We start from the raw sequence: 10498 nt of genomic DNA, 5'->3' as shown, positions 1-10498 counted from the left end.
TAATCAGCCTTTGACGTAGATTAGCCACCAATCTGCAAAGGCAAGGAACGAAAATTCAATGTGGCTAAGGGCGCGGATTATACCGAAATTTTCGTTTTCCGCAACCGATTTATGTGATGTTCAGGCAAAAAGAAAGCCGATAAAGTTATCGGCTTTTAACTTGGATTTAACGACGATGATTAGCGGCTACGGAAAACGATACGGCCTTTGCTTAAATCGTAAGGCGTCATTTCTACGGTTACTTTGTCGCCGGTTAAAATACGAATATAGTTTTTACGCATTTTGCCTGAAATGTGAGCGGTTACCACATGACCGTTTTCTAATTCCACACGGAACATCGTATTCGGTAAGGTTTCCAAAATAGTGCCTTGCATTTCAATGCTATCTTCTTTTGCCATTGTATCCTCTAAAATAATGGTTTCTTGACCGTATTTGGGGTCTGATTTAATAAAAACGCGCGGATTATAGCCGTTTTTAGTGTCGTACGAAAGATGAAAATAAATTCGAGTGGAAAAAACACCGTTTCGTGCAATTTCGTAACGATTTACAAAGGTAAAACAGGCTCTATAATGTGTGCCACTTTTGCGAAAGGCGAAATACTATGAACTCAAAAAAACATTTAGGCCATACCGCGCGCAAGCGCTTCGGGCAAAATTTTTTGCATGATAATCACGTCATTCAAAATATCGTGGCGGCGATTTATCCGCAAAAAGGTCAATTTTTAGTGGAAATCGGCCCCGGTTTGGGGGCATTAACCGAGCCTGTCGGCGACCAAGTTGAGCATTTGACTGTTGTTGAACTTGACCGCGATCTTGCTGAACGTTTACGTCATCATCCTTTTTTACATCAAAAATTGACGGTGATTGAGACCGATGCCATGCAATTTGATTTCGGTGCGCTTTATGCCGACCAAACGGTCGAGCCAAAGCAAAAACTGCGTGTGTTTGGTAACTTGCCGTACAACATTTCCACGCCGTTGATGTTCCATTTATTCAAATATCACGACGTGATTCAAGACATGCACTTTATGTTGCAAAAAGAAGTGGTAAAACGCCTTTGCGCCGCGCCGAACAGCAAGGCTTACGGGCGTTTAACCATTATGGCGCAATATTTCTGCCAAGTGATGCCGGTGCTTGAAGTGCCGCCGAGCGCCTTTAAACCGGCGCCAAAAGTGGACTCCGCTGTGGTTCGCTTAATTCCGCATCAAACCCTGCCTCATCCGGTTAAGGATTTATATTGGCTTAATCGGGTTTGTTCACAAGCCTTTAACCAACGGCGCAAAACCTTGCGCAACGCGCTTTCTAGCTTATTTTCTCCGGAAAATTTGACCGCACTTGAGATTGATTTGAACGCGCGTGCGGAAAATCTTTCCATCGCCGATTATGCCCGCTTAGCGAATTGGCTGGCGGATAATCCGCCGGCGGAGGCGCTGAAGGAGGAAATTATGGATTCGGAAGAATAAAGCGCGGTCAAAAATGGCAACTTATTTAGTCGGTGATTTACAAGGCTGCTTCGATGAATTACAGCTTTTATTGGAACGCGTTCGATTCAACCCGGCGCAAGATAAACTTTATCTCGTCGGTGATCTCGTCGCGCGCGGCGATAAATCCTTAGATTGTTTGCGTTTGGTAAAATCTCTCGGCGACGCGGCACAAACCGTGTTAGGGAATCACGATCTTCATCTGATTTCGACCGCACTCGGCATAAAAAAAATCAAACCGCGCGATCGGGTGGACGCGATTTTCAGTGTGTCGGATTTTGAAGAATTGATTGATTGGTTGCGTCATCAGCCATTGCTTGTTCACAATGAAGAATTGGGTTTCTTGATGGCGCACGCGGGCATTTCGCCGGATTGGGATTTAGAAACGGCAAAAGCCTGTGCGAAAGAAGTAGAAAACGTCTTACAAAACGGCGATTTTTATGCGCTTATTTCTCAAATGTACGACAACTTCCCCGACCGATGGTCGCCTGATTTACAAGGCATGGATCGCTTACGTTACATTATTAATGTATTCACCCGAATGCGGTTCTGCTATCAAGATCACCGATTGGATTTCGCTTGTAAAGTCCCGCCGAAAGAAGCTCCGCCCGAACTCACGCCTTGGTTCGAGTTAAACAATCCGTTGTATCGACAAATCCCGATTGTGTTCGGTCATTGGGCGAGTTTAGTGGATGAAAAAATGCCGCCGAATATTTATGCGCTCGATACCGGCTGTGTCTGGAATAATCGCCTGACCATGCTACGTTGGGAAGATAAACAAATTTTCAGCCAAAGTGCGGTCAAAAATTACGAAATTTAGCAAATGCACAAAACCCGTTTAAATTAACCATAAACGATAGCACCGCACTGGGGGCGGCTCCAATGCGGTGCTATTTTGCAAGGGTAATTTCAACGTTGTGCAACAGCGATATAATTTCGAAAAATTATTGTATTTTTAAGGAAAGTCATGATTTCTCTCAACGCTGAATCCTGCGAAATTTTTAATATTCCGTTCTTTCAATTTGCGCAAATGAAAAAATTCTGCCCGCAAGAAATTCCGGCCATTAAAGCGCGTTACAAAGCGCAGTGGGATAACTGGAAAGCGCTGATTCAAGCCGTTTCCGCCGAACTCGGCGCGCCTTTTGCCAAACCGCATATTGAAAGTTGGACGAACGGTTGGCAGGTGCGTGCGCATTTTTTCGCCTATTTCAAATATGAATTCAACCAAAATTCTGCTGCGATTTTCTCCGTATTGCTCAATCGCCGCCGCCTTTCCGTGAGTCTCGATTGGCATTGCTATCGCGCTGATCGCTCACAAATTAGTGTGCACCAATATAACCGATGGCTGGAACGATTTGATTTCGCCCGTTTCGCCGACTTCGATTTATGGCGCGGCGATGAAGACGAATATGGCGATTTCCGGCCGGTGAACGCATTTTCACAAGCGGATTTAACCTTGCGCAACGACGATGATTTTTGGTGTATCGGCAAAAATGTGGAAAAGGCCGATTTGTCGGGTTTGAATGCGGTGCTATTTGTGGCTCACACCATCCGAGAGCTTGCCCCCCTTTATGAATGCGTGCACCGAACTTAGTTTTCTCCTTATTGAGTAATGTTCCACAAGATGTTTCATGCTACCATAACGTTGATTTAACATTTTTAACAAATTTAATACTTTTAGGAGAATCTTATGAAAAACATCGTCATCGTAGGTGGCGGTGCCGGCGGTATTGAGCTGGCGACATTTTTAGGCGATAAGCTCGGTCGAAAACAACAAGCCAAAATTACCCTTGTGGATCGTAATGCCACCCATCTTTGGAAACCGTTATTGCACGAAATCGCTACCGGCGTAATGGACGATGGCGTCGATTCGTTAAGCTACCGTGCGCACGGTAAAAATCATCATTTCAGCTTTGAACAAGGCTCGATTACGCGCATCAATCGCGAACAAAAATACGTAGAATTGGCGCCGGTTTACGGCGAAGAAGGCGATATGATCGTCGTCGCCCGCCGAATTCCTTACGATTATTTGGTTATCGCAATCGGCAGTAAATCAAATGATTTCAACACAAAAGGTGTCGCGGATAACTGCATTTTCTTGGACAGCTCCGAACAGGCGTTGCGTTTTCAAAACAAAATGTTGGAACTTTTCCTTAAATTTTCGGAAAACCGCGCACTAGACGATATTGGTGAAGAAGAATTTAAACAGAAACTGGTCGACCAAAGTAAAATCAATATTGCGATCGTTGGCGGTGGCGCGACCGGCGTGGAACTTACCGCAGAGCTTTATCATGCGGCGGAAGATTTGTCTTCCTACGGTTACGGCAAAATCGACAGCGATTGTTTACAAGTCACATTGGTGGAAGCCGGCCCGCGTTTATTGCCCGCCTTGCCGGAAAATTTGTCCGATGCGGTGCTGGATGAGTTACGTGAAATGGGCACCGAAGTGAAACTCAACACGATGATCACTGAAGCGCAACCGAATACGCTGATAACGAAAGATGGCGAACAAATTAAAGCAGATTTAATCGTTTGGGCGGCGGGCGTACGCACCTCAACCGTCACGCATCATTTTGATGGCTTGGAAATCAACCGCATCAATCAATTAGTCGTAAAAGATACGCTACAAACTACTGTAGATGACAGCATTTTTGCCATCGGCGACTGCGCCGCATTAACGCAACCGGACGGAAAATTAGTGCCGCCGCGTGCGCAAGCCGCACATCAAATGGCAAAAGCCTGCGCGAAAAATCTCTTTGCAATTTTTGCAAATCAACCGTTAAAAGCCTTCAAATACAATGATAAAGGCACATTGGTTTCCCTTTCAAGTTTCACCGCATTGGGCAGTTTAACCAACAAATTCGGTAAAAACCCGCTCACCGTTCACGGTAAATTCGCCCAATTCGCTTACGTGTCGCTTTATCGCATGCACCAACACGCATTACACGGCTGTATTAAAATCGGTTTGATTATCTTAGTGGATAAAATCAATCGATATTTAAAACCGCGATTGAAATTGCATTAACCTTCAAATTAGTGAACATTTCCTTATCGGAACCGGATAAAACAAAACCCCGCGATTAATTACGCGGGGTTTTGTTTAGTGATATGGTGCTCTGGGCGAGACTTGAACTCGCACGGCCTGCGGCCACTACCCCCTCAAGATAGCGTGTCTACCAATTCCACCACCAGAGCGTTTATTTGTTTATTATTGCGGGATATCGCTATTTTTGTTTTCTATTGCCGGAGCAACTTGTTGATTTTGTTGGACTTGTTCAGCGGCTTGAGACAAATCATCGAACGTACTTTTTTCAAGGTTATTGCGATGAGAATTTATGTTACCTAATACCAGCGCAATTACAAAAAACACAGTTGCTAAAATTGCACTGGCGCGGGTTAAAAAGTTACCTGCACCGGCTGAACCAAACATTGTGCCTGAAGCGCCTCCTCCAAAAGATGCACCGGCGTTTGCTCCTTTACCTTGTTGAACGAGAATAAACCCGATCAAGGCAATAGCGACAACAACATAAATAAATAAAAGAACTTGATACATTTTTTCTACTCTGAATTGCGCATTACGCAAGAAAATCGCGGCGAATAATATAAAAACTGCGAGACTTCCGCAAGTTTTTTTTATTATTTATGCATTGATTGTATCAACTTTAATCAGAAGCCTTGTTCTTCGCTGATTTTTTAGTTTTCCTGACTGTTCTTTGGCGCATGTTCTGTTCGGCTTTTGTGTTTCGACTGACTTGACTTAGCTGGCGCAACGCATTGAAATTCACAAAACGCACCAAGTCCGGCAACATTTGACTTAGACTGTACATAAATTGCTGGTAAGTTGCTTGTTTTTGACTGATATCGTTCAACTGCGCTTCCCAATGCGCCGTCATGTCGGGCTGTGTAGCAATATCCGGCAAAGCTTGAATTAAAATTCGTCCGGCTTCCGTACTGTGAATGTTGCGTCCTTTTTTAATTAAAAAGCCTCGTTTAAACAATAATTCAATAATACCCGCGCGTGTTGCTTCTGTACCTAGTCCATCGGTTTCGCGTAGGATTTTTTTCAATTCTTTATCTTGTACGAAACGCGCAATCCCGGTCATCGCCGAAAGCAATGTTGCATCAGTAAAGGGTTTTGGTGGTTGTGTTTTTTTATTCACCACTTCGCCGCGTTCACAATGCAATATTTGTCCTTTTTTCACAATCGGCAAGAGTGGTTCTTGATTTTCCGAGTCATCTTCTTTGCCGAGTAATGCTTTCCAGCCGGCAGTTTGCAGATTTCGTGCTTGAGCAATAAAAGTTCCACCGGCAATGTTCAGGGTGATTTTGCTTTTGCGATATTCTGCATCCGGACAAAATTGCATTAAATATTGGCGAACAATTAAACCATAAATATTGTGTTCTTCATGAGTTAAATTAACTGCGCGATTTTTTGCAGTCGGAATAATCGCATGGTGTGCATCGACTTTTTTATCGTTCCAACAGCGGTTACGCCGATTGGCATCAATCAGGCTCGGCAAAGTTTGGTAAGCATCGCAATGCACGGAAACCGCATTGAACACATTATATCGTTCGGCAAAATGTTCTTCCGGTAAATAACGACAATCGGAACGCGGATAGGTAATCAAACGATGGGTTTCATACAAGCGCTGACAGGTATCTAAAACCGCTTGCGCGGACATGCCGAAGCGCTTCGCTGCATCGATTTGCAAAGCGGATAGAGAATAAGGCAGCGGTGCGCTCTCTTTTTCGTGCGAGTTTTTATATTCCGTCACTTCCGCAGGCTGACCGGAAATGCGTTTTGCTACATTTTCTGCTAAGCCTTGAGAAAGTACGCGGCCGTCATCATCTTGATAATCTTCGCAAGCTTTACTTGGTTGCCATAAGGCGCTAAAAAGCGCAGTTGAGGTTTCCGACGTTTTTTCATGCTTACCTTCCGGATTAATCCATGCCAGCACATCAAAGAAATCTTTGGGTTGGAAATGTTCAATATCCAAATCGCGCCGCACAATCAGTCCTAATACCGGTGTTTGTACGCGTCCGACGGAAAGCACGCCGTTATAACCCGCCTGCCGGCCGCGAATAGTGTAAGCGCGCGTCATATTAATACCGTATAGCCAATCGGCACGGGCGCGGGCTAGTGCGGAGGTGGCTAGCGGAATGAAATTACGATTCGGTTGCAGCTTGTTAACCGCTTTCGCCACCGCATTGGGATTCAAATCACTAATTAAACAACGCTGAATTCGATCGCGTTTTTCGGTGCTTAACTTGGTGTAACTAAACACTTCGTCCACTAACAATTGCCCTTCGCGATCCGGATCGCCCGCGTTTACCAATTCGTCAGCTTGATGAATCAGTTTTTCCACTGTGGAAAGCTGTTTTTTAACTTCTTTGCGCGGTAATAATTGCCATTTTTCCGGAATAATTGGCAGATGTTCCAAACGCCATTGTTTGAATTTCGGATCGTATGCTTCGGGCTCGGCTTGTTCCAACAAATGCCCCACGCACCAAGTGACGACATCGTTATCGCCGCATCGGATAAATCCGTCGCCGCGCAGATGTGGTTTCGGCAACACATCGGCAATGGCACGAGCCAAGCTCGGTTTTTCAGCAATAAAGAGACGCATAATAATCAGTCGATCTGACGACGACCGAGGAAAGAGTGAGTTAATGTGGTGCCATCCACCGTTTCCAGCTCGCCGCCGATCGGAATACCGTGCGCAATACGACTCACTTTAATATTGTGCAAGCGACAAATTTCCGCAATGTAGTTCGCTGTGGCATCGCCCTCCACCGTCGGATTGGTTGCGAGAATTACTTCGTGGAAGGATTCTTCCGTCAAACGTTGTTGCAATAAATCCAAACCGATTTCGCGCGGACCGATACCGTCCAATGGTGACAAATGCCCCATCAAGACGAAATAACGGCCGGAAAATTGTCCGGTTTGCTCAATTGCTTGAATATCGGAAGGCATTTCCACCACGCAAAGCAAGCCGGAATTTTGGCGACGCGGATTATTACAAATGTTGCAAGTTTCTTCTTCGGTAAAATCACGACATTGTGAACAGTGACCGATTTTAGACATTGCTTCGGTGAGCGCGTGCGCTAAATTCATGCCGCCACTACGATTACGTTGTAATAAATGATACGCCATACGCTGCGCCGATTTCGGTCCCACGCCCGGAAGACAACGTAAATTTTCGATAAGGTGTTCTAAAAGTGGACTGCTTTGCATATTAAAGAGATGGGATAAATGTGAAACGGTGCATGAATGTTTTATCCACGCACCTTACGAATTAAAACGGAAATTTCATGCCCGGCGGTAACGGCATACCGGCGGTAACGGACGCCATTTTTTCTTTTTGCAGTTCTTCCGCACGGCGCACCGCATCGTTAAACGCCGCGGCAATTAAATCTTCCAACATCTCCTTGTCGTCTTCCATTAAAGACGGATCAATATCGATGCGACGGCAGTTATGCGCACCGTTAAGGGTGATTTTCACCAAGCCTGCGCCCGATTCACCGGTTACTTCAAGTTGCGCAATTTCTTCCTGCATTTTTTGCATTTTTTCTTGCATTTGTTGGGCTTGTTTCATTAAGCCGCCTAAGCCACCTTTTCCAAACATAATGTCGTCCTTTTATCAAGTATCAGTCAAAAAAACGCTCGCATTCTAGCGAAAAAATTTGCCTTTGAAAACAAAGAAATTTATGATGCGCGCCTTTAAAATCAAGGGAAAACAGACGTCATGGAAACGCGTTATTACTTTATTTTCGCCATCGTTGTTATCGTTTTGCAATGTTTGCTCGCCATTTTTAACCGCACCTTACGGTGGCTTTGGGTCGATAAGCATTGTCCGCAAAGCAAAAAATGGCTGAGCTTGGCACTGTTTACGGCGCCCAATGCGGTGCTAATTTGCCATGTCGCGCAATTTTTTACTGCCTTTCGTTTCATTGCATTGATGCTCACGCTATTACTTTTTTCAGCCTTTGTAAGCGTGGCAATAGGTTTCCTTCGTGTTGTTTTGAAGAAAAGTAAAAACTTTGCCGAAATTGATCGCCTGCTACGTTTTGTTTATCCCGTCGGGCTCGCCGGCTTAATTGGTTTGAGCCTGTATAATGCCTATGTGCCGCGCGTTGTTCATTACAACATTCAATTTGATAAACCGATAAAACCGTTGCGCATCGGCGTGGCGAGCGATCTGCATTTGGGCGTTTTATTCGGCGCGCAAGAACTGGATAAATTAACGCAAATTATGACCGAACAAAAAGTCGATCTGATTTTGTTGCCGGGCGATATTATGGATGACAATGTCGATGCCTATTTAGCGGAAAATATGCGCCCACATTTGGCTAAACTGCAAGCACCGCTCGGTGTTTACGCGACCCTCGGCAATCATGATTTCTTCGGGCATCAAGACGAAATCAGCGATGAAATTCGCAAAGCGGGTATAACACTTCTTCAAGATCAAACTAGGGTGATTAATAACGAATTCGTTTTGATTGGGCGTAACGACGATTTGAATACATCCCGCCCGACGACGGAAATGTTGCTCAAACAAGCGGATTTAAATTTGCCGATTATCGTGTTGGATCATCGTCCGTCCGAAGTGGACATCCATTCGGCGCTACCGTTTGATTTGCAGGTTTCCGGGCACACCCACAAAGGGCAAATTTTCCCGGCCAATCTTATCACCGGCCTACTGTACCGCATTGATTACGGCTTGGAAAAAATCGGTACGCCATATTTTATGGTTACCTCAGGCTTCGGCTTTTGGGGCATTCCGATGCGTTTGGGATCGCAATCGGAGGTGGTGATTTTAGATGTGAAAGGAAAAAATTAAGCGAAATGATGTAGCTGTACCGCAAGGCTGAAATGACCTTGCAAAATAGCACCGCATTGAAGCGGCTTCCAATGCGGTGCTATTTTGCTACATGAAACTGAAATTAAGGCGAAAGTGCGGTGGTTTTTCGTCCGTCAAAAAGGGGAGCCGTTGCTCCCCTTTTATGTTTGATTAGTAAAATTCCACGCCGTTAATGGCATTTGTCACGCGCGTCCCCGCTTTGCCTTGTACGATACGCTCAATATCTGCAAGCGAACCAATTACCGCATCTTTGCCGGTAGCTTTTACGAAGTTAATCACCGCTTTCACTTTTGGCCCCATGGATCCCGGTGCGAACTCGTCAGCCAATGCTTCCAATGCGGTCGGATTGGCGCGGGCGATTTGTTTTTGTTCTGCTTTGTTAAAGTTTACGCAAGCCGCCGGGACGTCCGTCGCGATGATGAATAAATCGGCCTTTAGCTCTTGCGAAATCACTGCCGTGCACAAATCCTTGTCCACTACGGCTTCCACGCCTTGTAATTCTCCCTTTTCATTGTAATAGCTCGGAATACCGCCGCCACCGCCACAAATCACGATATTTTTATTCGCCAGTAAGGCTTTCACGGAATCCATACCGGTAACTGATTTTGGCAACGGACTGGGCACTGCGCGACGATAATGTTGACCGTCCGGCATAATCGTCCAGCCTTTTTCTGCGGCAAGTTTTTCCGCTTCTGCTTTGCCGTAAATCTGACCGATCGGTTTGCTTGGTTTTTCAAAGGCCGGATCGTTCGGATCCACAATCACTTGGCTTAATACCGTAATGGTCGGCGTTTGCGGCAGCAAATTGGTGAGTTCTTGTTGCAACATATAACCGATCATGCCTACCGTTTGAGAAACCAATACGTCTAACGGATAGGGTTCGATTTTCGCATCTTGTGCATGATAGGCGGCATGTTGTAATGCTAGCAGTCCTACTTGTGGGCCATTACCGTGTGAAATCACCAATTCATGATCTTGCTTAATCTTAGCAAGCTGCTCTGCCGCGATACGAATATTGGCCGATTGATTTTGAGCCGTCATCGGCTCTCCTCTTTTTAATAATGCGTTTCCGCCTAAGGCAACCACAATTCTCATTTTACTTTCCTTCTTTTTTTATAATGCGATAAAAAAATAGCACCGCATTGAACTGCGATGC

General features: G+C 45.2%; 11 protein-coding genes and 1 tRNA gene. 5 read left to right on the top strand and 7 right to left on the bottom strand.

Going from position 1 to position 10498, the window contains the following annotated elements; all coding sequences use genetic code 11:
- Positions 1–179: 179 nt before the first annotated feature.
- On the bottom strand, positions 180–398 hold the full coding sequence (gene infA / locus ACO59Y_RS04445; RefSeq protein WP_013746899.1) for a translation initiation factor IF-1: 219 nt from the start codon (positions 396–398) through the stop codon (positions 180–182).
- Between the two features lie 203 nt (positions 399–601).
- On the opposite strand from infA, the gene rsmA reads away from it, so the two are divergent.
- The 4 genes from rsmA (at position 602) to ACO59Y_RS04425 (ending at position 4505) form a co-directional block, all read left to right on the top strand.
- A complete protein-coding gene (gene rsmA, locus ACO59Y_RS04440; RefSeq protein WP_486130995.1) occupies positions 602–1462 on the top strand; it encodes a 16S rRNA (adenine(1518)-N(6)/adenine(1519)-N(6))-dimethyltransferase RsmA in 861 nt (286 codons plus the stop codon).
- Between the two features lie 13 nt (positions 1463–1475).
- Positions 1476–2300: a bis(5'-nucleosyl)-tetraphosphatase (symmetrical) ApaH gene (gene apaH / locus ACO59Y_RS04435; RefSeq protein ID WP_486130993.1), complete on the top strand. Its 825-nt coding sequence runs from the start codon at positions 1476–1478 to the stop codon at positions 2298–2300.
- A gap of 147 nt (positions 2301–2447) precedes the next feature.
- Positions 2448–3074 (top strand): glucose-6-phosphate 1-dehydrogenase family protein, encoded by a 627-nt coding sequence (locus ACO59Y_RS04430; protein WP_486130991.1) that lies wholly within the window; start codon positions 2448–2450, stop codon positions 3072–3074.
- Positions 3075–3170: 96 nt separating this feature from the next.
- A complete protein-coding gene (locus tag ACO59Y_RS04425; protein WP_486130989.1) occupies positions 3171–4505 on the top strand; it encodes an NAD(P)/FAD-dependent oxidoreductase in 1335 nt (444 codons plus the stop codon).
- An 84-nt stretch (positions 4506–4589) separates the two neighbouring features.
- Here ACO59Y_RS04425 and ACO59Y_RS04420 read toward each other — a convergent pair.
- The 5 genes from ACO59Y_RS04420 to ACO59Y_RS04400 all read right to left on the bottom strand — a co-directional run bounded on the left by ACO59Y_RS04420 (position 4590) and on the right by ACO59Y_RS04400 (position 8106).
- Positions 4590–4675: transfer RNA gene (locus ACO59Y_RS04420), tRNA-Leu, on the bottom strand.
- 13 nt (positions 4676–4688) lie between these two features.
- Positions 4689–5033 carry a preprotein translocase subunit SecG gene (gene secG / locus ACO59Y_RS04415; RefSeq protein WP_373604346.1) on the bottom strand — a complete coding sequence of 115 codons (345 nt, stop codon included), beginning with the start codon at positions 5031–5033 and terminating at the stop codon, positions 4689–4691.
- Between the two features lie 109 nt (positions 5034–5142).
- A complete protein-coding gene (locus ACO59Y_RS04410; protein ID WP_486130987.1) occupies positions 5143–7107 on the bottom strand; it encodes a DNA topoisomerase III in 1965 nt (654 codons plus the stop codon).
- Between the two features lie 5 nt (positions 7108–7112).
- Positions 7113–7715, bottom strand: coding sequence for a recombination mediator RecR (gene recR, locus ACO59Y_RS04405; RefSeq protein ID WP_373603153.1), 603 nt, complete (start codon positions 7713–7715; stop codon positions 7113–7115).
- 61 nt (positions 7716–7776) lie between these two features.
- Complete coding sequence (locus ACO59Y_RS04400; protein ID WP_077433564.1) at positions 7777–8106, bottom strand: YbaB/EbfC family nucleoid-associated protein; 330 nt, start codon at positions 8104–8106, stop codon at positions 7777–7779.
- Between the two features lie 120 nt (positions 8107–8226).
- Here ACO59Y_RS04400 and ACO59Y_RS04395 point away from each other — a divergent pair, with 120 nt between their 5' ends.
- Positions 8227–9321, top strand: coding sequence for a metallophosphoesterase (locus tag ACO59Y_RS04395; protein WP_486130984.1), 1095 nt, complete (start codon positions 8227–8229; stop codon positions 9319–9321).
- Between the two features lie 171 nt (positions 9322–9492).
- Here the strand turns inward: ACO59Y_RS04395 and arcC are convergent, their stop codons facing one another.
- Positions 9493–10437, bottom strand: a complete 945-nt coding sequence (arcC, locus tag ACO59Y_RS04390; RefSeq protein ID WP_486130982.1) for a carbamate kinase — start codon at positions 10435–10437, stop codon at positions 9493–9495.
- Positions 10438–10498: the final 61 nt, after the last annotated feature.

It is taken from the genome of Rodentibacter sp. (assembly GCF_057314195.1).
Note: the sequence above shows the minus strand (reverse complement) of the source record. Positions and strands in the feature narration are given on the sequence as shown.